This is a genomic window from Hydrocarboniphaga effusa AP103, assembly GCF_000271305.1.
GTDB lineage: Bacteria > Pseudomonadota > Gammaproteobacteria > Nevskiales > Nevskiaceae > Hydrocarboniphaga > Hydrocarboniphaga effusa.
Genome location: NZ_AKGD01000001.1, coordinates 40,939 through 64,406, shown reverse-complemented (window position 1 = coordinate 64,406; position 23,468 = coordinate 40,939). Strand labels below are relative to the sequence as shown.

The window sequence follows — 23,468 nt, the reverse complement described above, 5'->3', positions numbered from 1 at the left end:
GTATGTCGAAGCGGATTTCGATTCCGGGAATCGATCCCCGACCGGGGGGCGACGTCGCCTCTTCCAGATCAGGTAGCAAATGGCCCTTATCACGCTCGGGCTGAGCCACCACAGCGCGCCCGTCGAGGCTCGCGAAAGGCTCGCCTTCACCGAAGCCGACCTGCCGGCCGCGCTCGCGCGGCTGCGGGCGCTGCCCGGTGTCGAAGAGGCGGCGATCCTGTCCACCTGCAATCGCACCGAGATTCTGGCGGTCGCGCCGGTCGAGGACGAAGCCAAGCTGCTCGAGTGGTGGCGCCGCGAGCTCAACGCCCCGCACGACTATCTCAATCAGTTCGTCTATACGCATCGCGACCAGGCCGCCGTGCTGCACAGCCTGCGCGTCGCCTCGGGCCTCGACTCGATGGTGCTCGGCGAGCCTCAGATTCTCGGCCAGATGAAGCAGAGCTTCGCCACCGCGCAAAGCCAGCGCGTGCTCGGGCCGGTGCTGTCCCGCCTGTTCCAGCATGCCTTCGCGGTCGCCAAGCTCGCGCGCAGCCGCACCCAGGTCGGGGCGCATCCGGTTTCGGTCGCCTACGCCGCCGTGCAGATGGCCAAGCGCATCTTCGCGGACTTTCGCGAAACTACCGCGCTGCTGGTCGGCGCCGGTGAAACCGTGCAGCTGCTCGCGCGCCATCTGCGCGGGCAGGGCGTGGGCCGGCTGATCGTCGCCAACCGCAGTCTCGACAAGGCCGAGAAGCTCGCACGCGAGGTGCACGGCTATGCGATTCCGCTGTCCGACCTGCCGCTGTATCTGCCGGACGCCGACCTGCTGGTGTCCTCGACCGCCGCGCGCGGCCACGTGATCGAGCGCGACGCGATGGTCGCGGCGACCAAGAAGCGTCGCCGCAAGCCGGTCTTCATGATCGACCTCGCGATGCCGCGCGACATCGATCCGCGCATCGCCCAGCTCGAAGACGTCTACCTGTACACGCTCGACGACCTGCGCGACGTGGTGCAGGACAACATGAAGGCGCGCACCGAGGCGGCCAAGCAGGCCGAGGTGCTGATCGGCGAATACGCGATCGAATTCACCCGCTGGCTCGAAAGCCGCGACGCCGGCACCACCATCGCCCAGATTCGCGCCAATGCGCGCGCCCATCGCGACGAAGTGCTGGAGAAGGCGCGTCGCCGCCTGGCTTCGGGCGCTTCGGCCGAAGACGTTATGGCCTTCGTTGCCGACACCCTCAGCAACAAGCTGCTGCATGCCCCGAGCAGCAAGCTGCGCGGCGCGAGCAGTGTGGAGCAGGCCTTGCTGGTGACCGCGGCGCGTCAGCTGTTCGATCTGCCCGACGAGGACGCGTAGTCCTTCCTCGCGCGGTTTCTCAACCGCAGCGCGGCACCCGGAAGCAAGCGGAGCCGCCGTCAGGCGATAATGGGCCGATGAAGCCTTCTCTCCTGTCCAAGCTGCAGAACATGGTCGAACGCCGCGAAGAGATCGCGGGCGAGCTGTCGACGCCCGAGGTGCTCGGCGATCCGGACAAGTTCCGGCGGCTGTCGCAGGAATACGCGCAGCTCGGGCCGCTGGTCGAATCGTTCTCGGCTTACCGCAGCACGCAGGACGAGATCGAGAGCCTCGATGCGATGCTCGGCGATCCCGAGATGCGCGAGCTTGCCGAAGCCGATCTGCCGGCCGCGCGTGCCCGGCTCGAAGAACTCGAGAAATCGCTGCAGGCCTATCTGGTGCCGAGCGATCCGCTCGACGGCAACAACGTCTTCCTCGAAATCCGCGCGGGTACCGGCGGCGACGAGGCCGCGATCTTCGCGGGCGACCTGCATCGCATGTACAGCAAGTACGCCGAAGCGCGCGGCTGGCAGCTCGAAGTGCTGTCGCTGTCCGAAGGCGAGCACGGCGGCTACAAGGAAATCATCAGCCGCATCGCCGGCTTCGGCGCGTATTCGCAGCTCAAATTCGAGAGCGGCGCGCATCGCGTGCAGCGCGTGCCGGAGACCGAGGCGCAGGGACGCATCCACACCTCGGCCGCGACCGTCGCGGTGCTGCCCGAGATCGAAGAAACACAGGCCATCGAGATCAATCCGGCCGATCTGAAAGTCGACACGTATCGCGCGTCCGGAGCGGGCGGCCAGCACGTCAACAAGACCGAATCGGCGATCCGCATCACGCACATCCCGAGCGGCGTCGTCGTCGAATGCCAGGAAGAGCGCAGCCAGCACAAGAACCGCGCGAAGGCGATGGCGCTGCTCGCGTCGCGGCTGCTCGATGCCGAGCGCAGCAGGCAGCAGGGCGATGTTGCGGCCACGCGCAAGAAGCTGGTCGGCTCGGGTGACCGCTCCGAGCGCATCCGCACCTACAACTTTCCGCAAGGCCGCGTGACCGATCACCGCATCAATCTGACGCTGTATCAGCTCGAACGCGTGATGGAAGGCGAGCTAGACGGCGTGATCGTGCCGTTGCTCAACGAGCATCAGGCCGAGCTGTTGGCCGAGCTCGGTGAGTGAAGCGACTCGCATGACCATGGCCGAGGCGCTCGCCAGCGGCAAGGCGCGCTTGGCGCCGTGCTCCGACTCGGCGCGGCTCGATGCCGAATGGCTGCTGGCCGACGTGCTCGCGATTTCGCCGGGCGCTTTGCCGGCGCGCAGCCGGCAGGCGCTCGATGAGGCGCAGCGCACTCGTTACGAGCAACAGCTTGCAAGGCGCGAGCAGGGCGAGCCGGTCGCTTATCTGCTGGGGACTCAAGGCTTTTGGACGCTCGATCTGCAGGTGAGTCCGGCGGTGCTGATTCCGCGTCCGGATACCGAGCTGCTCGTCGAATGGTCGCGCGCCATGTTGCCGCCGAAGGCTGAAGCGGAGGTTGCCGATCTCGGCACCGGTAGCGGCGCGATCGCGCTCGCGATTGCGCGCGAATGCCCGAAAGCGCGCGTGCTCGCGACCGATGTGTCGCAAGCCGCGCTGGACGTGGCCGAGCGCAATGCGCGGCTCAACCACATCGCCAATGTGCGCTTTGCTCAAGGCAGCTGGTTCGAGCCGCTGACCGATGAGCGCTTCGACCTGATCGTTTCGAATCCGCCCTACATCGCGGCCGGCGATCCGCACCTGCCCGCGCTGCGCCACGAGCCGCTGTCCGCGCTGACCGATGGCGCAGACGGCTTGAACTGTTTGCGTGAAATCGTCGCGGGTGCGCGAGCGCACCTGAAGCCGGGCGCCTGGCTGCTGGTCGAGCACGGCTACGATCAGGCTGCGGCCGTTCGTGAGTTGTTCGCGCAGGCGGGCTATTTGGATGTGCAGACGCGCCGCGATCTCGGTGGCAACGAGCGAGCGAGCGGCGGGAGACTCGGCGCGTGAGCAATCTTTCGCGCTATCGCCGCCAGATCGTGCTGCGCGAAGTCGGCGTCAACGGCCAGCAGCTGCTGCGCGATTCGAGCGTGCTCGTGATCGGGCTCGGCGGGCTCGGCAGCGCGGCCGCCCCGTACCTGGCCGGTGCCGGAATCGGGCGACTGCTGCTGTCCGATCTCGATCGCGTCGACCTGAGCAACCTGCAGCGGCAGACGCTGTACCGCCAGGCCGATGTCGGCCGCGACAAGCTCGCGGCGGCCGCCGAAACGCTGCGCGCGCTGAACCCCGAATGCGAGCTCGACCTGCTGCCTGGCCCGCTGTCCGACGCGGCCTTGCTCGCGGCCGCGCGCGAGGCCGATGTGGTGCTCGACTGCACCGACAATTTCCCCACGCGCTTTGCGATCAACCGCGCCTGCGTGGCCGCGCGCAAGCCGCTCGTTTCGGGCGCCGCGATCCGCTTCGAAGGCCAGCTCGCGGTGTTCGACCTGCGTCGCGGCGGACCGTGCTACGCCTGCCTCTACGCCGAAGGCGGCGAAGCCGCCGAAACCTGCGAGGAGGCCGGCATTCTCGGCCCGGTGGTCGGCACCATCGGCAGCCTGCAGGCGCTCGCGGCGATCAAGCTGCTGCTCGGCCAGGATGCCGAAGCCGGTACGCTGCGGCTCTGGAACGCACTCGATCGCCAGCAGTGGCGCACGCTCAATCTCCGTCGTGAACTGCGGTGCCCCGCCTGTGGCGATGCACGCGGCGACAAACCCCACGAATCGAACCTCTAGGCCATGAACCCAGACCTGCTCGTCCCGCGCCGCCTCGCCATCCAGATCCTGCACGAGGCCCAGATCGCCCAGCCCAATCCGATACACGGCTGGGTCTACGAGCGCGGCGGGCGTCCAGCGGTGTTCCGGCTCGCGGCCGCCGACATGGGAACCCACCGTGCGGACGAAGACCTGTGGGCGCGGCTGTGGTCCAACCCGACCTCGCCGGCGGTACCGCAGGCGAACGAATTGCGCGAAGGCATCCTGAACCTCGTCGTCTCGCTCAACACCAAGGGCGTGCTCGAGATGCGCGCCTGGGAGCTCGAGTCGGGTTTGCCTGTCGAACGTGTGTTGAGGGTTGAGGACTAGGTCTCTCCCATGGGTACAACCGTCGAGCAGCCGGTCCGGTTAAATTGCAGGATGCACCGCGCACGCCTCCGTTCAGCCCCCGGCCATCGCGCCTAATTCGTGAGATCAATGGACCGAGACGTCATATTCGTGGTGGACGATCAAACGTCCAATATCGAGGTCGTTACCGCGCTGCTCGAGCGCGCGAACTACGAGGTGGTGCCCGCGCTGTCGGGTGAAGAGGTGCTCGAGCACTGCCTGCGCCGCACGCCGAGCCTGGTGTTGCTCGACATGCGCATGCCGGTGATGGACGGCTTCGAAGTCTGCGAGCACCTGCGCGCGAACCCGCGCACCGCCGACGTGCCGATCATCTTCCTGACCGCCGCGCGCGAGCGCGAAAGCGTGATCCAGGGTTTCCAGCATGGGGCGGTCGACTACGTCACCAAGCCTTTCGTCGCCGAAGAACTGCTCGCCCGCGTGAAGACGCACGTCGAACTCAAGCGCGCGCGCGATCATCTCGCGCTGGTCGCGCAGGAGCGTGCCGACCTCACCCAGATCGTCGCGCACGATCTCAAGAACCCGCTGTCGAGCATCCTGTTCGCGGTCGATCTGCTCGAACGCGGCAAGGACAGCCCCGAGAAGATGGCGGCCGAGGTGCGCGAGTCCGCCAAGCATTGCCTGAGCTTCATCGACAGCTATCTCGGCCGCTGGGCCAAGTCGCAGGACCTGCGCAAGGTCGAGATCACGCCCTTGCGACTTGCCCCGGTGGTGCGCGGCACGGTCGACAGCTTCGCGTTGCTGTCGCAGGAGCGCGAGATGAAGGTGAGCGCCGACATCGTCGAAGACCCCGAAGTGCTCGGCAACGCGACGGCGATCCGCCACGTGCTCGAAAACCTGATCTCGAACGCGCTGCGCTACGCCCCGCGCGGTAGCGAAGTGACGGTGCGCTGCGAGACCGGGCGCTCGGGCATGGCCCGCGTGTCGGTGGCCGATCGCGGCCCCGGTGTGCCGCGCGAACGCCAGCAGCAGCTATTCAAGCGCTACGTGCGCCTGCAGGCCGACTCCGAAGTGCAGCATGCGAGCGGCCTGGGCCTGGCGATTTCGAAGGAGGAGATCACGCGCATGTCCGGACACCTCTGGTACGAGGATCGCGAGAACGGCGGCGCCGTGTTTTCGTTCGTGCTGCCGCTGGCCGGCAAGGCTGCTCCGCGGCCTTGACCGCGGCAACGCGCTGATCACGCGGCGCCGGGCCAACACGCTTCGCCCGCCTTACTTCACAGCGCTTCGCGCGTGAAGGAATGTTCCATGTAGTCGCAGTGCGTCCATTTGACGCGCAGTTCGAGCGGCGGCTTGTCCTTGAGCCCGGCCGGAACGGTGACGGTGCATTCGAGGCTCACTTCGCCTTCTTCGCCGAACAGATGCGTCTTGCTGCCCTCGTCGCAGCCCGCCAGCGGGGTGCCATCGAGCGCGACCAGATCGGCCTGGGTGTCGTCATGGCCACCCGAAAAGCCCACCTTGAAGCGATAGCGAAGCGGCTGCTCCGCACCTTGGAGCGGACACTTGAGGTCGATCGAACTGTAGGTCTTGTTCGGCACGTCGCACTGCACCGCGTCGGCCGCTGTGGCCGAGAGCGACCAGGCCGAGAACATCAGCATGGCGATGGCATTCTTCATGGGTTGCTGCCCTGGATCCCGTCGTTTCCCGCGCGAACCGCGGACTCGCCATTAGATCGGGGGCGTGTGTCGTTTTCGTGGCGCCCGCCTGCGCCTGCACGATCTCGGGATAGCGCTCAGGCGGTCGCGGCGCCTTGGGCCGGCAGTCGCAGCGAAAAGCAGGCGCCGGTGTTGGGACCGTCGCTGCTGATGTCGAGCCGGCCGCCATGCAGGCGTGCCACTTCGCGCGCGATGCGCAGCCCGGTGCCGAGACCGCCGGGGTTGACGCCGGGCGCAGCGGCGACGGAAGCGCGCAAGGCCGCGAGCTTGTTCGCATCGAGCCCGCGACCGCTGTCGCGAACGCGAAGGTTCAGCGCGCCGGCCTCGCTCTGCAGTTCGACATCGATGCGTCCGCCCTTGGGCGTGAACTTGATCGCGTTCGCGAGCAGGTGATGCAGCGATTGCTGCAGGCGCCCGGCGTCGGCCTGGATCGTCGCGGGGACCGCGCCGGGCGTGTAATGCACCTCGATCTTGCGGGCCTCGGCCTGCTGCCTGAGCCCGGTGATCGCGGCGCTGACGACGGGTGCCGGATCGACGGTCTCGATCTCGAGCTCGAGCGTTCCGGCCTCGAGCCGCGACACGTCGACGAGGTCGGACAGCATCTGCGCCTGCGCCTTGGCGTTGCGCTCGATCGCCTGCAGGCCCTGGGTGAAATCGGCCTCGCGAGGCTGGCGCACGAGAATGTCGGCCCAGCCCAGGATCGCGTTGAGCGGCGTGCGCAGGTCGTGCGAGAGCGTCGACACAAACTGGTCGCGTACCCGGCGCGCGTTTTCGCTTTCGCGGCGTGCCGCGCCGGTCTGCAGCAGGCTCATGACCACGGTGCGCAGTACCGATTCGTCGATCGGCCAGGGCAGGTGGGGGATTTCCGACGCATCGGCAGTTTCGCTGCCGATGCAGAGGCTCATCGCCGCCGCCGCTTCGCAGTTCGGCGAGCAGCGGCCCAGGCTGATGTACAGATCGGCCTCGCTGCCGTCGACGCGCTGCAGTTGCCAGCGGCTTAGCCATGCATCGACGAGCCCGAGCATCTCCGCGTCCTCGCCGCTCAGCGCGACACGGCCCGTCTGCTCAATCGCAGGGGCGGTTGCTGAGGCGGTGGTCGAGTCGGGCATCGTAAGTCTTGGCGGCGCCAAACGGCGGCTGTGAAGAACTTTCTGGTCGGTCGAGAGCTTAGGCGTCTTAAGTGAATGAAGGCCGTCCGGACGCCGCCTGCGCGCTACGCGAACGCGACTCAGTGGCGGAAGTGGCGCATGCCCGTGAACACCATCGCCATGCCGGCCTCGTTGGCTGCGGCGATGACTTCGGCGTCGCGCATCGAGCCGCCCGGCTGGATCACCGCCGAGATGCCGGCCGCCGCGGCCGCGTCGATGCCGTCGCGGAACGGGAAAAAGGCGTCGCTGGCCATTACCGAGCCGCGCACTTCGAGCTTCTCGTCGGCGGCCTTGATGCCGGCGATCCTGGCGCTGTAGACGCGGCTCATCTGGCCGGCGCCGACGCCGATGGTCTGGCGGTTCCTGGCGTAGACGATAGCGTTGCTCTTGACGTACTTGGCGACCTTCCAGGCGAAGATCAGGTCGTCGATCTCGGCCGGTGTCGGTGCGCGCTCGGTGACGATTTTGAGATCGTCGGCCGTGATCATGCCGCGGTCCGCGGTCTGGATCAGCAGGCCGGAGCCGACGCGGCGCGAGTCGTTGCCCGGATGCGCGGCGCGCAGGTCGCCGTTCTCCGGCGGCGGAATCAGCAGCACGCGCACGTTGGCCTTGGCCGCGAAGGCCGCGAGCGCCTCGTCGTCGTAGCCCGGCGCGAGCACCACTTCGACGAACTGGCGGCCCGTGATGCTGCGCGCGGTTTCGCCGTCGACCGGACGGTTGAACGCGATGATGCCGCCGAAGGCCGAAGTCGGGTCGGTCTGGAAGGCGAGCTCGTAGGCGCGGCCGATGCCGTCGAGGCTCACGGCGACACCGCAGGGGTTGGCGTGCTTGACGATCACGCAGGCCGGCTTGACGAAGCTGCGCACACATTCCCAGGCGGCGTCGGCATCGGCGATGTTGTTGAAGCTCAGTTCCTTGCCCTGCAGCTGGCGAAAGGTGGCGAGCGTGCCGGGCGCCGGATACAGGTCGCGATAGAACGCGGCGCTCTGGTGCGGGTTCTCGCCGTAGCGCAGGTCCATGACCTTCACGAAGCGGCCGTTGACCTGGCCCGGAAAGGCCTCGCGCGAGGCGATTTCGCTCTGCGTGTCGTCGAGCTTGACCGAGGACAGGAAATCGCTGATCGCACCGTCGTAGTTCGACACGTGATTGAACGCGGTCACCGCGAGTTCGAAGCGACGCGCTTTGGTCACGCCGCCGGCCTGCCGCAGCTCGGCGAGCAGGCCCTGGTACTGCGAGGGCTCGGTCAGGATCGCGACGTGCGCCCAGTTCTTCGCGGCGGCGCGCAGCATCGCCGGGCCACCGATGTCGATGTTCTCGATCGCGTCCTCGAGCGAGACGCCGGGCTTGGCGACGGTCTTCTCGAACGGATAGAGGTTCAGCACCACGAGATCGATCGCGTCGATGCCATGCTGGGCCATGACCGCGTCGTCCTGGCCGCGACGGCCGAGAATGCCGCCGTGGATCTTCGGATGCAGCGTCTTGACGCGGCCGTCCATGATCTCGGGGAAGCCCGTGTGCTGGCTCACTTCCGTCGCCGCGATGCCGTGGTCGACGAGCAGCTTGTAGGTGCCGCCGGTGGAGAGCAGTTCGACGCCGAGTGCGTGCAACTGCTGGGCGAGGTCGACGACGCCGGTCTTGTCCGAGACGGAAATCAGGGCGCGGCGGATCGGGCACAGCCCGGTGGAGGTGACAGTGCTCATGGTCGGGCCTTCGACAGCAAAAAATGAAGAATCGGTGAGTGAGTCGGCGCCCGATTCATGTCGTCTCGAGAGCGCCCGACGGTCGACTCAGTGTTCGGGCTTCGCGGTGATGCGGTGCTGGCGCAGCTTCTTGCGCAAGGTGGCGCGGTTGAGGCCGAGCATTTCGGCGGCACGCGATTGGTTGTGGTCGCAATAACGCAAGGTGGCGCGCAGCAGCGGCGGTTCGATCTGGCCGAGGATCATTTCGTAGAGTTCGGCCGGCGCATGACCGTTGAGGCTGCTGAAGTAGTCGTCCAAGCACTCCGACACCGAATGGCTGAGCGGTTTGATGTCGTGAGACGACTTGTAAGCAGACATGCGCGGCCCTCGGGCACTACAACTGACTTTCCTGACGGCGAGAACATCCGCCCGGGTCATGTTTTTGGGGGCGCGAATGATAGCGCCAAGTCTGGACCGAAAAAAGCCAGCACCGAAATGTGGCGACGATGTTAAAGCCGGCGTTTTTTTCGGCTCAACTCTCGAGTTCCGCGGGGCTCGGTAAATCAAGGCCTCGCGTCGCGAGCTGCTCCGAAATGAAGCGTGACCAGACCGCGTCGGGCGTCCATACCGAATACAGATCGCGCGCAGCGTCGGCCAGGTTCACGCTGCGATGCAGCACGCGCCACAGGAACACGAAAGCCGAGACGCGCAGGTTGAGCGCGCAGTGCACGAGGCGGCGACGATCGCCGAGCTGATCCATGAGCACGCGAAAGCGTTCGAAGTCTGCGGCTGTCGGATTCGCCCACTCGATCGGTAGCCAGTGGTAGTCCATGCCGGCGGCGCGCACGAGATCGCCTTCGTTGGCGAGGAAGTTCGGCGAGGTCGGCATCGCCAGATTGATGACGGCGGTGAAGCCGCTGCCCGCGAGTACCGGGAAATGTTCGGGACGTGGCTGGCCGGCCGTGAGCAGTTCCGGGCCCAGGCGACGCGGGCTGATCATCGCCGGCATGCGGCAGCGGCCGGCCAGGCGGGTCCAGCCGTCGCGGCTGACGTCGGGTTCGAATTCGATCCAGGCCTCGTAGGCGCTGCGCACTTCGTCGGCCTGGCGATCAAGCAGGCCGGCGAGCACGATCCAGCCGCCCTGGCGCACGCTGGAGCACAGCAGCGGGGCGAGCGAGATCAGCGGCTTGGCGAGAATGTTGGCGAGCACCAGATCGGCCGGGAACGGCGTGACCGATTCTTCCGGCGGCACCGTGGTGAGCCGGGCGGCGACGCCGTTGGCGGCCGCATTGTCCTGTGACGCCTGGATCGCCTGCGGATCGATGTCGTAGCCGATGGCGCTCGCGGCCCCGAGCTTGAGCGCGGCGATCGCCAGGATGCCCGAGCCGCAACCGTAGTCGAGCACGCGCCAGTGATTGATTTCGTGCGTCGCCAGCCAATCGAGGCACAGCGCAGTCGACGGATGGGTGCCGGTTCCGAACGCCAGGCCCGGATCGAGCAGCAGGGTTACCGCGCCGGGCTCTTCGATCTTCTTCTCGTGCGGGCAGACCCACAGGCGATCGCCGAACTTGATCGGCGGACAATCCTTGAGCCAGACGCGCACCCAGTCGCGATCCTCGACGAGCTCGGTTTCGATCTTCAGGTGATCGCCATCGGGCAACTGCTCGGCCAGGGCTTCGAGCACCGGCGCGATGTCGGTCTGCTCCGCGAACAGGCCGAGCGTGACCGTATTGGTCCATAGCGGGGTTTCACCCGGCGCGGGTTCGAGCACCGGATCGTCCTCGGCATCGACGAAGCTCACGGCCGATGCGCCTTGAGCCTGCAGGATCTCGTCGGCGAACTCGGGGTATTCGGTGTGGATGCGCAGCTGGAGCCAGGCCATTTTTGCGGGGGACGGGGAACGAGAGACGGGAGACGTTACAGCAGCGGCATCGCGTTAACCAACACTTCTCGATGCCTCAAGCTTTTACGTCTCCCGTCTCCCGTCTCCCGTCTCCCGGCTTTTATTCCGTCTGCCACTCCGCGAGCATGTCCGCCAGATAGTGAATGTTGTGCTCGCCGCGCTGGAACACCTTGTCGGCCATGATCCGGCGCTGCAGGTTGATGTTGGTCTCGATGCCCTCGATGATCATCTCGGACAGCGCCACCTGCATGCGCGCGATCGCCGACTGGCGCGTGTTGCCCCAGCAGATCAGCTTGCCGATCATCGAGTCGTAATGCGGCGGCACGCGATAGCCCGCGTAGATGTGCGTATCCATGCGCACGCCCGGTCCGCCCGGCGGATGGTACTTGGTGATGGTGCCGGGCGAGGGCACGAAGGTGCGCGGGTTCTCGGCGTTGATGCGGCATTCGATCGCGTGACCGCGCATGCGGATGTTGCCCTGCTTCTTCGTCAGCGGCTTGCCGTCGGCGATGCGGATCATCTCGCGAATCAGGTCGACGCCGGTGACCATCTCGGTCACCGGGTGCTCGACCTGGATACGCGTGTTCATTTCGATGAAGTAGAACTGTCCCTGGTCGTAGAGGAACTCGAAGGTTCCCGCGCCGCGATAGCCGATGCGCTTGCAGGCCTCGACGCAGAGCTGGCCGATCTGGTCGCGCTGCTCGTCGGTGACGCCCGGAGCGGTGCATTCCTCGACCACTTTCTGGTTGCGGCGCTGCATCGAGCAGTCGCGCTCGCCGAGATGGATCGCGTTGCCCTGGCCGTCGGCAAGCACCTGCACTTCGACGTGGCGCGGCGTCTCGAGATATTTCTCGAGGAACACCGTCGCATCCTTGAACGCATTGAGCGCCTCGGTGCGCGCGATGCCGATCTTGTCGATCAGCTCGGCCTCGGTCTTGACCACCTGCATGCCGCGACCGCCGCCACCGGATGCCGCCTTGATCAGCACCGGATAGCCGACCTTGGCCGCGATCGCGAGGCACTCCTCGTCGTTCTCGGGCAGGGCGCCGTCGGAGCCCGGCACGCACGGCACGCCGGCCGCGATCATCTCGGCCTTGGCGTTGGTCTTGGAGCCCATCAGGCGGATGGTTTCCGCGCGCGGACCGATGAAGCGGAAGCCCGAGCGCTCGACGCTTTCGGCGAAGTCGGCATTCTCGGACAGAAAGCCGTAGCCCGGGTGGATCGCGTCGGCCTGCGTGACCTCGGCGGCGCTGATGATGGCCGCCATGTTGAGGTAGCTCTTCTGCGCGGCCGGCGGGCCGATGCAGACGGCTTCGTCGGCCAGCAGCACGTGCTTGAGGTCGCGGTCGGCCTGCGAATACACGGCCACCGTCTTGATGCCCATTTCGCGGCAGGCGCGCAGGATGCGCAGCGCGATCTCGCCGCGGTTGGCGATCAGGATTTTCTTGATGTCTTTCATGGCGCGATGCAGCCCATCGGCTTCGTCATGGGGGCGCTTACTCGATGACGAAGAGCGGCTGGTCGAATTCCACCGGGCGCTCGTTGTCGACCAGGATGTCGACGACCACGCCGGCGCGATCGGATTCGATCTGGTTGAGCATCTTCATCGCCTCGATGATGCAGAGCGTCTGGCCGACCTTGACGGTCTGGCCCACTTCGACGAACGACTTGGCGTTGGGCGACGGCGAGCGATAGAAGGTGCCGACCATCGGCGCGCGGACCACGTGTCCGCTCGGCTTCGGCGCTTCGGCCGGGGCGGGCGCAGCGGCCGGTGTGGCAGCGGGAGCTGGGGCGGCGGCTGGAGCGACGGCTGGCTGGGCGGCCGGAGCGGCGGCCGATGCGATGTATTGCACCGGCGCGGTCTGGCGGCTGATGCGCACCGATTCCTCGCCTTCGCGCACTTCGAGCTCGGAAATTCCGGACTGCTCGACGAGCTCGATCAGCGTCTTGATTTTTCTGAGATCCATTGTGATGTCTCTTCCCCTTAAATTTGACTGTGCAGCTCAGGTGTTGTTGGACAGGCGCGCATGCGCGGCCTGTAGCGCCAGGCTGTAGCCCTGGGCGCCGAGGCCCAGGATCACGCCCGCCGCGACGTCGGACAGATACGAGTGATGGCGGAAGCGCTCTCTCGCATGCACGTTGGAGAGATGAATTTCGATGAACGGGATGCAGACCCCGAGCAGGGCGTCGCGCAGGGCGATGCTGGTGTGCGTGTACGCGCCGGGGTTGATCAGGATGAAACCGACTTTTTCATCGCGTGCCCGGTGGACCCGATCGACCAGGGCGCCTTCATGGTTGCTCTGGAAGACCGACAGCTGATGGCCGAGTGCCTGGGCTTCGCGAGCCAGCTGGGTCTCGATGTCGGCGAGCGTGGTCGAGCCGTAGACCTCGGGCTCTCGCGTGCCGAGCAGATTCAGATTGGGGCCATTCAGCAGCAGCAGATGGCTCACGTGGCGATGGTCCGTGGTCGAGAGAACCGGATTCTGCCCTAGCTCTTGGCAAAAAGCCAAATTGCCAGATTTTGCCTACACGATGGGCGCCGATGGCATGGATTTAGCCGCAGGTTGGCCGTAGCGCCACTCGACCGCTCGTTCAACCGGCCTTCGGAAGATGGCTTGCGATGAGCTTTTCGAGCTCATCCCGCTCGAACTCGCCATGCTTGCGGAACACGATTTCTCCATTCGCATCAATCAGAACGGAGTATGGAAGCGCCCCGAGCGTGTCGCCGAGCGCCTGCATCGCATCGACGATTTCGGCGTCGCCGACGAGCACCGGGTACGGGATGCCGAGCTGCGGCGCCTTGTTGCGCACGGCCTCCGGAGTATCCATCGCCGGGCCGACGATCTGCAGGCCCTGTTCGCCGAAGCGGGTCTGCATGTCGATCAGCATCGGAATTTCCTTGAGGCAGGGCGTGCACCAGGTCGCCCAGAAATTCACCAGCACGAGCTTGCCGCGAAATTCCGCGAGCGTGCGCGGCTGGCCGGTCAGGTCGGGCAGCGAGATCGCGGGCGCCTGGCCGCCCGGCTCGTCGATGACGGTGGGGCTCGCGAGATAGCGATAGGCGCCGTAGCCGCCGGCGGCCGCGACCACGCCCAGGCCGAGCACCACGGCCAGCTGCGAGAACTTGCGTGACATCAGTTGAGCTTCTCCACGGTCAGGATGCGGGTCTGCGGCGGATAGCAGACGCGGTTTTCGGCACAGCCTTGGTAACGGACGCGAACCTGCTGCGGCGCGTTGGCGACCGCGGCGCGTGCGAGCACGCTACCGCGCAGCACGCGCACGTCGCCGAAGTGGTCGTCGTGATGCGGCTCGCCATCGGGAAGCTTGAGCTTGCCGAGCCTGGCGCTCGCGGGCTGCAGGGCCTCGAGGCTGAGCTTGTCGCGATACACATAGACGCCTTTGGCGGCTTCGAGGCCGACGCTGAGCTCGCCGTTCTGCCAGACCGCGGCCTGCACCTGAATCGCCTCGTCGGCGGGCAGCAGATCGTCGTCGGTTTTGGGCTTTAGCCAGTCGACGGCGGCCGCCGGCATCGGGGTCGCCATCGACAGCGAGCCGATCAGCAGACCGGCGACCAGGCTCAGAGTGTGTTTTCGAGAACCCATGCGAGATAAGGCGTGTGTGCGGGCGTGAGCTTGACCGCGACGATTTCGGGAAGTTCGTAAGGATGATGGTCGAGCACGAAGGCCTTGAGCGCTTCGAAGCGCGATTCGGCGGTCTTGATCAGCATCAGCGACTCGTCATCGCTTCGCACTTCGTTGTTCCAGCGATAGATCGAGCGCACGGTCGGCACGATGTTCACGCAGGCGGCGAGGCGGGCGTCGACGAGCTGGGCGGCGAGGGGCTCGGCGCGCTCGGGTGGACAGCTCACGGTGACCATGAGCACAGCTTCGGATGCTTCGGTGCTCATGGCGTTGTTGGGGAGGCCAAACCAGGACAGCACGCATTGTAGAAGCCATGGGCGCGCCGCGTCACAACGCCGCTTTGCCGTGATCAGTTCTTCTCGACGAATTCGGTGCCGAACGGCAGTTCCAGCGACAGGCCGATGTTGGTCGAGCCGTCGCGCGGCTTGTTCGGATCGATGCGTGGCCAGCTGTAGCCCGCGGCCCACTCCAGATACATCCTCCGCTTGAGGAACGGATGGCGGAACAGGATGCGCGCCCCGTATTCGTAGAGCGGCTCGGGCTCGTCGGTTTCGCCACGGATGAACGCTTCGTAGGCCAGGCCACGCCGGTAGTTGAGGTTTTGGTAGAGCACCAGCGAGTTGCGCCAGTTGAGTCCTTCGCTGCGCTCGGAGATGGTGCCGATGGTGTACCAGCGCAGCAGGTGCTTGGGCGTCAGCACGTGGCTGAAATCGAAGTTCTGGGTGATGCCGAAGCCATCGCGCGTGTTCCAGAACGGGGTTGTGCGCAGGTAGGCGACGTCATTGTCATCCGAGTAGAGCATGTAGCGAACGCGCGATTGCACGAACGCGCGAGGCGAGGTCGCCCCGCGCACGCCCACGCGAAACTGCGTCTGCAGGTTGGTGCTGGAAGGCAAGGCATAGCCAAGGCCGGCGAGCCATTGGTTCTGGCCGTCGAGCGTCGGAAAGGTATCGCGCAGTTCGGAGGTCTCGGTTCGGCCGCGCACGAAGTCTTCGTCGCTGTCGCGGCCGATGAAGGCTGAAAGCCGGTCTTCCATCGTCGGCAGGTCGAACTCGACGCGCATGCGCATGCGCGAGTTGTAGCCGTCGAACTCCGACCAGGTGTTGTTGAGCTGCACGAAACCGTGCGTGCGCTTGGCTGCTTCGACGTCGCCGCCTTCGTCGCCGAACAGGCCGTCGAGCCACAGCGCGGCGGTGCAGGTGCGCTTCTGCAGCATCACGCGCGTGTCGTCGATCACCGGCACTTCGTCTTCGCTTTGGAATTCGCAGGGGTTGTTGCGTTTGCGCTCGTCCTTGAGCCGGCGCTTACGTTCTTCCTTCTCGGCTTTGGCCTGCTCGGCCGCGATCGCTTCAGGGGAGCCGGGCTCTGGCTTGTGGCGGAACACTGAGCAGGCGTTCAACAACGCGAGACAGCCGAAGATCACCAGCAGGCGTTGCCATACGAGCCGTCCAGGACGATACGACGCGCACAGGCTGCGTGATGACTGGCCCCTCATTCCCCCTGTGTCCTCCTCGTTGTGACTCTGGCTACCGGTATCGATGACCGGTTTTCGGTCCTGCCGACCGCGCGAGTCTGAATCGGCCGGCTTGATCCGGGCTGAAGATCGGACCAACGGCGGATGCGAGTCCAGCGAGGGGCAGGCTGGGCGTTTTCCCGGCAGGTTCGATCGCCGTTGCAGGCCTAGAATCTCACGACACTATCGAGGAGCGCCGTCGTGACCGACTCCAGCGAATTCGTCGTCAGCCGTCCCGCGCCGTTGCGCGACGCTCTTTTCACCGCCATCACCTCGGCCTGGCTGGCCGATGAAACCAGCTTGTTGCACCGGCTTTGCGCCCTGGCCGAGCTGCCCGCGGAGCGCGCCGCGGCCGTGCAGGCGCAAGCGGTCGACTGGGTCCGGCGCGTGCGCGCGAGGCGCGACGATCAGAGCCCGCTCGATGCCTTCATGCGCCAGTACGATCTGTCGTCCGAAGAAGGTGTGCTGCTGATGTGCCTGGCCGAGGCGCTGCTGCGCATTCCGGACGACGACACCGCCGAAGCGCTGATCGCCGACAAGCTCGCGGGCGCCGACTGGGAAAGGCATCTCGGTCGCAGCGACTCGCTGTTCGTCAATGCCTCGACCTGGGGCCTCATGCTCACCGGCAAGATCGTGCGGGTAGCGCCGCAGACCGAAGGCAATTTCAAGTCGGCGATGAACCGTCTGATCGGCCGATCGAGCGAACCGGTGATCCGGCTCGCGGTACGCCAGGCGATGAAGCTCATGGGGCATCAGTTCGTGATGGGGCGCACGATCGCCGAGGCGCTCAAGAACACGCGCGATCGCGATCAGATCCGCTACCTGCATTCCTTCGACATGCTCGGCGAAGCCGCACTCACGCAGGCCGATGCGGATCGCTATTACCAGGCGTATCGCGATGCGATCGTGGCGATCGGCAGTCGAGCCGATTCGAACCGCGACGGTGATGTGGCCGAAAGACCGGGCATTTCGATCAAGCTCTCGGCGCTGCATCCGCGCTACGAGTTCGCCAAGCGCGAGCGCGTGCTCGCCGAACTCACGCCGCGCCTGCTGGTGCTCGCGCAGATGGCGCGCGAGCAGAACATCGGCCTGACCGTCGATGCCGAAGAAGCCGATCGGCTCGAACTGTCGCTCGACGTGATCGTGCCGGTGTTCCTCGATGCCTCGCTGGCCGGCTGGAGCGGCTACGGCCTGGCCGTGCAGGCCTTCCAGAAGCGCGCGCCGGCCGTGATCGACTGGCTCGAATCGGTCGCACGCAAGGCGGGCCGCAAGCTCGCGGTTCGGCTCGTCAAGGGCGCGTACTGGGACACCGAGGTCAAGCGCAGCCAGGAGCAGGGCTTGCCGGGCTATCCGGTGTTCACGCGCAAGCCCAACACCGATGTCGCGTATCTGGCCTGCGCACGCAAGCTGCTCGCGGCGCGCGACGTGTTCTACCCGATGTTCGCGACGCACAACGCGCACACGATCGCGGCCGTGCGCAGCTTCGCGGGCGATGAGCATGCGGCGCGAGCCGCAGCGGGTTATGCAGCCTCCGTCTCGACGGCGGCGTCAGGCTATGAGTTCCAGCGCCTGCACGGCATGGGCGAGGCGCTCTACGAAGTCGTGCGCGAGCAATGGCCGGTGCCTTGCCGCGTCTATTCGCCGGTCGGCTCGCACGAAGACCTGCTGCCGTATCTCGTGCGTCGCCTGCTCGAGAACGGAGCCAACACTTCGTTCGTCAATCGCATCTTCGACGAGCAGGCGCCGCCCGAATCGCTGGTCGCCGATCCGGTTGCGCAGGTCGCCGAGTTGCCGGTCAAGACCCATCCGAGTCTGCCGCTGCCGCGCGATCTCTACGGCGCCGCCCGACGCAATTCGGAAGGCTTCAACTTCGCCGACGAAGCGGGCGTGGCGGCGCTCGCGCAGGCGCTGCGTTCGGCTGCGGTTCCGACGCAGGCCGCGTCCCTGCTCGCCGAGGGTTTGCCGAACTCCGGGCCGCGTTATGCGATCACCGATCCGTCGGACCGCCGTCGTCGCTTCGGCGAATGGATGGCGCTCGACGTCGCCACGGTGCCGGCGGTGCTGTCGGCCGCGGCAAGAGCGCAACCGGCCTGGGCTGCGACGCCGGTCGCGCTGCGCGCCGATGCGCTCGATCGCGCCGCCGACCGGCTCGAAGCGCGTCGCGCCGAATTCCTGCACCTGCTCGTGCGCGAAGCCGGCAAGACCTTGCCCGACGCGATGGCCGAAGTGCGCGAGGCCGCCGATTTCCTGCGCTACTACGCGACACATGCGCGTCGTCTGTTGTCGACGCCCGAAGTCATGAACGGCCCCACCGGCGAACACAACGAACTGCAGCTGCATGGCAAGGGCGTGTTCGTCTGCATTTCGCCATGGAACTTCCCGCTCGCGATCTTCACGGGCCAGATCGCGGCCGCGCTGGTCTGCGGCAATGCGGTGGTCGCCAAGCCGGCCGAGCAGACCAACCTGATCGCGGTGCAGATGGTGCGCCTGCTGCACGAGGCCGGCGTGCCGGCCACCGTGCTGCAATGCGTGCTCGGCGACGGCGAGGTCGGCGCCGCGCTGTGCGCCGGCGTGGGCATCGCCGGCGTGGTGTTCACCGGCTCGGTCGAAGTGGCGCAGGCCATCAATCGCCAGCTCGCCGCAAGGCCCGGCGCGATCGCCACGCTGATCGCCGAAACCGGCGGCCAGAACGCGATGATCGTCGATTCGTCCGCCTTGCCCGAGCAGGTCGTCAAGGACGCGATCGCATCGGCCTTCCACTCGGCCGGCCAGCGCTGCTCGGCCCTGCGCGTGCTCTACGTGCAGGAGGAGATCGCCGACAAGGTCGAGCAGATGCTGCGCGGGGCGATGCAGGAACTCGCTGTCGGCGATCCGGGCCTGCTCGAAACCGACGTCGGCCCGGTCATCGACGACGCCGCGCTCGCACGGCTCAAGCGGCATGCGGACGAGCTGCGCTGGCAGGGGCGCATCGTCGCCGAAGTGGCGTTGCCACAGGCCTGCGCGCACGGAACCTATTTCGCGCCGACGGTGGCGAGGATCGAGGACATCGAGCAGCTCGACGGCGAGTATTTCGGCCCGATGCTGCACTTGGTGCGCTATCGCGCGAAGGATCTCGACCAGGTGATCGACGCGATCAACGCGACCGGCTACGGGCTCACGCTCGGCGTGCATTCGCGCATCGAAACCACCTGGCGGCGCGTGCAGGCGAGGGCGCGGGTCGGCAACTGCTACATCAATCGCGGCATGACCGGCGCGGTCGTCGGCGTGCAGCCGTTCGGAGGCGAGGGTCTGTCGGGAACGGGCCCGAAGGCGGGCGGGCCGCATTATTTGCTGAGGTTCGTGACCGAGCGGACCTTGACGGTGAATACGGCGGCGGTGGGTGGGAATGCGCGGCTGCTGGCGGGTGGTTGAAGGTTGGCAATGTCGAGCTGGACTGCCGTTCCTCTCTCCCGCTTGCGGGAGAGAGTCCTCGCGACAGCGAGGGAGAGAGGGGCTTTGTTCGTGGGCGCTCCGCTCGGGCTTCGTTGTGAACTTAGAGTTTCGACCTCGCCGGTCGGGCCCTACTTCTCTTTGCTCGTGCATCGATCCGTAGGCTAGAGAAAGCACGCCCCGAAGTCCGCGCCCGTTTGTCGGTTCCCGACAAACGGGCCCCCCGGCTGAAGCGCCGTGCTCGGGGTCGCTTCGACGCGACATCCTGTCGCGGCGAAGCTCAGCCGGCCGTCCTGGCCGGCTGAGCCGCTGCGCGCGACGCTTCAGCCGGCGCTGCCAGGGGTTGAACCTCTACAGCCACGGCAACGGCACAGTGACTCGCGCTGTTGTCGGTCTTGTCTTGGCAATGCAGTCTTCGGCCTCTACCATTCCGGCCCCCTGGTAGTCAGGGCAGTCCCAGTGACGCATCAGACGTCACGGCTTGCCCGAGAGGCGTCATGAAATCCTTCACCGTTCGGAGCCTCGTTCGCGAGGCCCGGGATAACCTGTTTCTCGCTGCGCCCCTGATCGCGGCCCAGCTGTCCTTCGTCGGCATGCATACCGTCGACACGATCATGGCCGGGCAGCTCGGCGAGACCGCGCTGGCGGCCGTCGCGGTCGGGGCCAATGTCTGGTTCCTGAGCTTCATCGTGTTCATGGGCCTGTTCATGTCGGTGTCCCCGATAGTGGCCCAGCGCGTCGGAGCCGGCCGCTTCGCGGCCGAGACCGGCGATTTCCTACGCAACACGCTGTTGCTCGCGGTCGGGCTCGGCCTGTCGTGGACCGCGATCGTGCATCTGATCGCCCATCCGGTCATGAGCCGGCTCGGCCTGAGTGCGGAAACGGCGCGGATCGCCGAGGCTTACCTGCGCACGATCTCCTACGGCGCGATTCCGTTCTGCCTGTGCTTCGCCCTGCGCAACGGCTGCGAGGGCCTGGGCGTGACGCGGGTTCCGCTGATCGCCGGCCTGGTGGGGCTCGGCACCAACATCGCGGTGAACTTCCCGCTCATGTACGGGGCCTTCGGCTGGCCCGGATTCGGAGCGGTTGGAACCGCCTGGGGAACGGTCGTCGCGATCAGCGCAATGCTCAGCGTCTACCTGGTCTGCTACCGCTTGGAGCCGACGCTGGCCGGGCTGCGGTTATATGCACACGCGCCACGCTGGAGGCCCGAGCTCTGGGAGATCTTCCGGCTCGGCGCGCCGATCGCCGCGACCGTGATCGCCGAAGCCTGGCTGTTCAATCTCGGCGGGCTGCTGATGGCGCGCTTCGGCGACACCGTGGTGGCCGCGCACCAGGTGGCGCTGAACTTCGCCTCGCTGGCCTTCATGGTGCCGCTGTCGATCGGGCTGGCGACGACGATCCGCGTCGGCCAGAAAGTCGGCGCGCGCGATACCGGGGCGGCGACCTTGAGTGGCTATGCGGGCATCTGGCTCGGCGCGGCGTTCGCACTGCTGTCGGCGGGGATCATGGTGCTGCTGCCGGGCGCCATCGTCGGGCTCTACACGAAGGTGCCCGAGGTCTCCGAGCTCGCGGTGCGCTTTCTCGGCTTCGCGGCGCTGTTCCAGATCTTCGACTGCGTGCAGGCCACGGCCAACGGGGCGCTGCGAGGGTTCAAGGACACGCGTGTGCCGATGGCGGTGACCCTGGTCGCGTACTGGTTCGTCGGCCTGCCGGTCGCCGCGCTGGTGTCGTTCCATACGCCGATCGGCCCCGCAGGCGTATGGTGTGGCTTCATCGCCGGGCTGTCGGTTGCGGCGGTCGGACTGGTGTTGCGCTTCCGTCGCCGGACGCGCCGACTGGCGTTCGATCGCAGTGGTTCTGTTCTTATGACTTGATCTTCCTTGTCAAGGAAGGAATAAGAGCCGAGGCTCGGCGGTCTCAGGAATCTGGCTGAACAGCCTGATACCGGTTCGACTGACAAGGAGATGAGCATGACCCTGCAACTCGGCGATATCGCCCCCGATTTTGAAGCGGACACCACCGAAGGCCGTGTGTCGTTCCACCAATGGCTCGGCAATTCCTGGGGCGTGCTGTTCTCGCACCCCAAGAACTACACGCCGGTCTGCACCACCGAGCTCGGCTACACCGCCAAGCTCAAGCCGGAGTTCGACAAGCGCAACGTCAAGGCCATCGGCCTGTCGGTCGACGAGCTCAAGGATCACGAGGGTTGGAGCAAGGACATCGCCGAGACGCAGGGAACGCCGCTGAACTTCCCGCTGATCGCCGATCCGGACTTCAAGGTGGCCAATCTGTACGGGATGATCCACCCGAACGCCTCGGACCGTTTCACCGTGCGCTCGGTGTTCGTGATCGACCCGAACAAGAAAGTGCGCCTGACGCTGACCTATCCGGCCAGCACGGGCCGCAACTTCGACGAGATCCTGCGCGTGATCGACTCACTGCAGCTCACCGACCAGTACAAGGTGGCGACGCCGGTGAACTGGAAGCCCGGCGACGACGTGATCATCGTACCGTCGGTCAATAACGAGGACGCAAAGAAACTGTTCCCAGGCGGATGGAACGAGATCAAGCCCTACCTGCGCGTGGTGCCGTCGCCGAAGCGCTGAGCCGGCACGCGGCACGGTTTCGACAGACGGGTGCCGGCCTTCGGCGCCCGGTGCGTAAAAACGGCGCCGGTGGCGCCGTTTTTTTGTCCATCATGCACACCCGACCGCTGTCACTCGCTGTGGAGAAGGCCATGCCGGCACGAAAGCCAATGATCGAGGGCGGCTGCAAGCCCACGCTGCTGCAGATCGTTCTGAGCGTTCTGGCGGCGTTCTTCGGAGTCCAGAACAGCCGCAATCGGGCCCGTGATTTCACGCATGGCAGCGCCATCCCCTTTGTCCTTGTCGGTATTTTACTGACGTTGCTGCTGGTCGGATTCCTGACCCTGCTGGTGAGGTTTGTGGCTTCGGTCCCAGGCTGATGGTGTGGCCCGCTTTCGGACGTAACTTGGATAACCGATATAAAAGAAGGAGTTCCGTTCAGCTTCTGTAGGAATATTGATATATCGAAATGAAAAGGCCGCGTGTAGCCTCTGAACGGTCGGTGAATATGCGAACCGGCAAATAAACTTACATATCAATAAGCGCTCACACGCCGAGGCCGCCCTTTTTCATGGCTGGACACAATCTCGTTTTCATCGTCATGGACAGCTGCCGGTTCGACAGCTATCAGCGCGCCAAGCGTCCGAACATGGATCGCATTGGAGCCGGTAGCCGCCGGTACTCCTATGCCTCCTGGACTTCGCCGTCGCACTACACCTATCTCATGGGAATGGTTCCGCATGAGAGCCCGCAGGGCGTCTTCGCTTCCGAGGTCTACAAGAAAGAATTCAGCCAGTGGGTCGGCCGGCTCGGCATCGCCGACCTGTCGTTCAAGAGCTTCGTGCCGCAGCTTTCGCTGCCCAAGGTGCTCAAGGACAACGGCTATCGCAACGTCGCGCGCGTGTCGATGCCGGTGCTCAATCCGTTCTCGCATCTGAACAAGCATTTCGACGACTACAAGCTCATGGCGAACCACAGCGATTTCGCCGGCATGGTCGAGGAGATCGAGTTCTACGATGACGAGCCCAGCTTCCATTTCCTGAACCTGGGCGAGACGCATTACCCCTACATGCTCGATCCCAAGTCGCTGCCGCACATCTCCGGCGTGCACGGCGTGTTCAAGCGCATGGATGACGAACTCGGGCATGCCAGCGACGACCGGTTCTTCGACGATGACCAGATGAAGGATCTGCATACCCAGCAGGTCAAGACCGTCGAATACGTCGATCAGGTGCTCGGCGCGCTGATCTCGAAAGCGCCCGTCGATACGCATTTCATCATCACCGCCGATCACGGCGAGTGTTTCGGTGAAGGGGGCTATTTCGGCCACGGTCCGATCGTGCACGAGAAGGTGCTCGAAGTGCCGTTTCTGGAAGGTCGCAAGCGATAGCGCAAAAGGCGTTTGCGGCCAGCGACGGCCGCTT

At 65.9% G+C, this 23,468-nt stretch carries 23 protein-coding genes; 11 read left to right on the top strand and 12 right to left on the bottom strand.

The annotated features are described in order from the left end of the window. The first annotated feature begins 79 nt into the window (after nt 1-79). The 6 genes from hemA (at nt 80) to WQQ_RS00195 (ending at nt 5,649) form a co-directional block, all read left to right on the top strand. Nucleotides 80-1,342, top strand: a complete 1,263-nt coding sequence (gene hemA, locus WQQ_RS00220) for a glutamyl-tRNA reductase (RefSeq protein WP_007183194.1) — start codon at nt 80-82, stop codon at nt 1,340-1,342. A 77-nt stretch (nt 1,343-1,419) separates the two neighbouring features. Continuing rightward, nucleotides 1,420-2,496: a peptide chain release factor 1 gene (gene prfA / locus WQQ_RS00215; RefSeq protein ID WP_007183192.1), complete on the top strand. Its 1,077-nt coding sequence runs from the start codon at nt 1,420-1,422 to the stop codon at nt 2,494-2,496. Further along, on the top strand, nt 2,489-3,340 hold the full coding sequence (gene prmC, locus WQQ_RS00210; RefSeq protein ID WP_040452758.1) for a peptide chain release factor N(5)-glutamine methyltransferase: 852 nt from the start codon (nt 2,489-2,491) through the stop codon (nt 3,338-3,340). The genes prfA and prmC overlap by 8 nt, the downstream gene beginning before the upstream one ends. Further along, the gene (locus tag WQQ_RS00205) at nt 3,337-4,104 is read left to right on the top strand and encodes a HesA/MoeB/ThiF family protein (protein ID WP_007183190.1); all 768 of its coding nucleotides are present in this window, start codon (nt 3,337-3,339) and stop codon (nt 4,102-4,104) included. The genes prmC and WQQ_RS00205 overlap by 4 nt, the downstream gene beginning before the upstream one ends. Before the next feature lie 3 nt (nt 4,105-4,107). Then, entirely contained in the window at nt 4,108-4,452 is a 345-nt protein-coding gene (locus tag WQQ_RS00200) for a hypothetical protein (RefSeq protein ID WP_007183189.1), read from the top strand. 108 nt (nt 4,453-4,560) lie between these two features. Then, complete coding sequence (locus WQQ_RS00195; protein ID WP_040452756.1) at nt 4,561-5,649, top strand: hybrid sensor histidine kinase/response regulator; 1,089 nt, start codon at nt 4,561-4,563, stop codon at nt 5,647-5,649. Nucleotides 5,650-5,705: 56 nt separating this feature from the next. Here the strand turns inward: WQQ_RS00195 and WQQ_RS00190 are convergent, their stop codons facing one another. The 12 genes from WQQ_RS00190 to WQQ_RS00135 all read right to left on the bottom strand — a co-directional run bounded on the left by WQQ_RS00190 (nt 5,706) and on the right by WQQ_RS00135 (nt 16,009). Continuing rightward, entirely contained in the window at nt 5,706-6,104 is a 399-nt protein-coding gene (locus tag WQQ_RS00190) for a hypothetical protein (protein ID WP_007183187.1), read from the bottom strand. A gap of 116 nt (nt 6,105-6,220) precedes the next feature. Continuing rightward, nucleotides 6,221-7,252: a sensor histidine kinase gene (locus WQQ_RS00185; RefSeq protein ID WP_007183186.1), complete on the bottom strand. Its 1,032-nt coding sequence runs from the start codon at nt 7,250-7,252 to the stop codon at nt 6,221-6,223. Nucleotides 7,253-7,371: 119 nt separating this feature from the next. Beyond that, on the bottom strand, nt 7,372-8,991 hold the full coding sequence (purH, locus tag WQQ_RS00180; RefSeq protein WP_007183185.1) for a bifunctional phosphoribosylaminoimidazolecarboxamide formyltransferase/IMP cyclohydrolase: 1,620 nt from the start codon (nt 8,989-8,991) through the stop codon (nt 7,372-7,374). Nucleotides 8,992-9,078: 87 nt separating this feature from the next. Further along, nucleotides 9,079-9,348, bottom strand: a complete 270-nt coding sequence (locus WQQ_RS00175; RefSeq protein WP_040452754.1) for a helix-turn-helix domain-containing protein — start codon at nt 9,346-9,348, stop codon at nt 9,079-9,081. A 154-nt stretch (nt 9,349-9,502) separates the two neighbouring features. Further along, on the bottom strand, nt 9,503-10,852 hold the full coding sequence (gene prmA / locus WQQ_RS22705; RefSeq protein WP_007183183.1) for a 50S ribosomal protein L11 methyltransferase: 1,350 nt from the start codon (nt 10,850-10,852) through the stop codon (nt 9,503-9,505). A gap of 121 nt (nt 10,853-10,973) precedes the next feature. Beyond that, on the bottom strand, nt 10,974-12,332 hold the full coding sequence (accC, locus tag WQQ_RS00165) for an acetyl-CoA carboxylase biotin carboxylase subunit (RefSeq protein WP_007183182.1): 1,359 nt from the start codon (nt 12,330-12,332) through the stop codon (nt 10,974-10,976). Between the two features lie 37 nt (nt 12,333-12,369). Further along, entirely contained in the window at nt 12,370-12,840 is a 471-nt protein-coding gene (gene accB / locus WQQ_RS00160; protein ID WP_007183181.1) for an acetyl-CoA carboxylase biotin carboxyl carrier protein, read from the bottom strand. A gap of 36 nt (nt 12,841-12,876) precedes the next feature. Then, the gene (aroQ, locus tag WQQ_RS00155; RefSeq protein WP_007183180.1) at nt 12,877-13,323 is read right to left on the bottom strand and encodes a type II 3-dehydroquinate dehydratase; all 447 of its coding nucleotides are present in this window, start codon (nt 13,321-13,323) and stop codon (nt 12,877-12,879) included. Between the two features lie 142 nt (nt 13,324-13,465). After that, nucleotides 13,466-14,008 (bottom strand): TlpA family protein disulfide reductase, encoded by a 543-nt coding sequence (locus tag WQQ_RS00150; protein ID WP_007183179.1) that lies wholly within the window; start codon nt 14,006-14,008, stop codon nt 13,466-13,468. Further along, the gene (locus tag WQQ_RS00145; RefSeq protein WP_007183178.1) at nt 14,008-14,475 is read right to left on the bottom strand and encodes a protein-disulfide reductase DsbD N-terminal domain-containing protein; all 468 of its coding nucleotides are present in this window, start codon (nt 14,473-14,475) and stop codon (nt 14,008-14,010) included. The genes WQQ_RS00150 and WQQ_RS00145 overlap by 1 nt, the downstream gene beginning before the upstream one ends. Beyond that, nucleotides 14,451-14,780, bottom strand: coding sequence for a divalent-cation tolerance protein CutA (cutA, locus tag WQQ_RS00140; RefSeq protein WP_040452751.1), 330 nt, complete (start codon nt 14,778-14,780; stop codon nt 14,451-14,453). The genes WQQ_RS00145 and cutA overlap by 25 nt, the downstream gene beginning before the upstream one ends. An 83-nt stretch (nt 14,781-14,863) precedes the next feature. Continuing rightward, entirely contained in the window at nt 14,864-16,009 is a 1,146-nt protein-coding gene (locus WQQ_RS00135) for a hypothetical protein (protein ID WP_007183176.1), read from the bottom strand. Nucleotides 16,010-16,228: 219 nt separating this feature from the next. Between WQQ_RS00135 and putA the strand changes: the two genes are divergently transcribed. The 5 genes from putA to WQQ_RS00110 all read left to right on the top strand — a co-directional run bounded on the left by putA (nt 16,229) and on the right by WQQ_RS00110 (nt 23,434). Continuing rightward, nucleotides 16,229-19,438, top strand: a complete 3,210-nt coding sequence (gene putA, locus WQQ_RS00130; RefSeq protein WP_007183175.1) for a bifunctional proline dehydrogenase/L-glutamate gamma-semialdehyde dehydrogenase PutA — start codon at nt 16,229-16,231, stop codon at nt 19,436-19,438. A gap of 515 nt (nt 19,439-19,953) precedes the next feature. Further along, nucleotides 19,954-21,333: an MATE family efflux transporter gene (locus WQQ_RS00125; RefSeq protein ID WP_007183173.1), complete on the top strand. Its 1,380-nt coding sequence runs from the start codon at nt 19,954-19,956 to the stop codon at nt 21,331-21,333. A gap of 96 nt (nt 21,334-21,429) precedes the next feature. Next, nucleotides 21,430-22,065, top strand: a complete 636-nt coding sequence (locus WQQ_RS00120; RefSeq protein ID WP_007183172.1) for a peroxiredoxin — start codon at nt 21,430-21,432, stop codon at nt 22,063-22,065. A gap of 131 nt (nt 22,066-22,196) precedes the next feature. Then, nucleotides 22,197-22,424, top strand: coding sequence for a DUF2970 domain-containing protein (locus tag WQQ_RS00115; RefSeq protein ID WP_237714993.1), 228 nt, complete (start codon nt 22,197-22,199; stop codon nt 22,422-22,424). Between the two features lie 191 nt (nt 22,425-22,615). Continuing rightward, a complete protein-coding gene (locus tag WQQ_RS00110; RefSeq protein WP_007183170.1) occupies nt 22,616-23,434 on the top strand; it encodes a sulfatase-like hydrolase/transferase in 819 nt (272 codons plus the stop codon). The last annotated feature ends 34 nt before the right edge of the window (nt 23,435-23,468 follow it).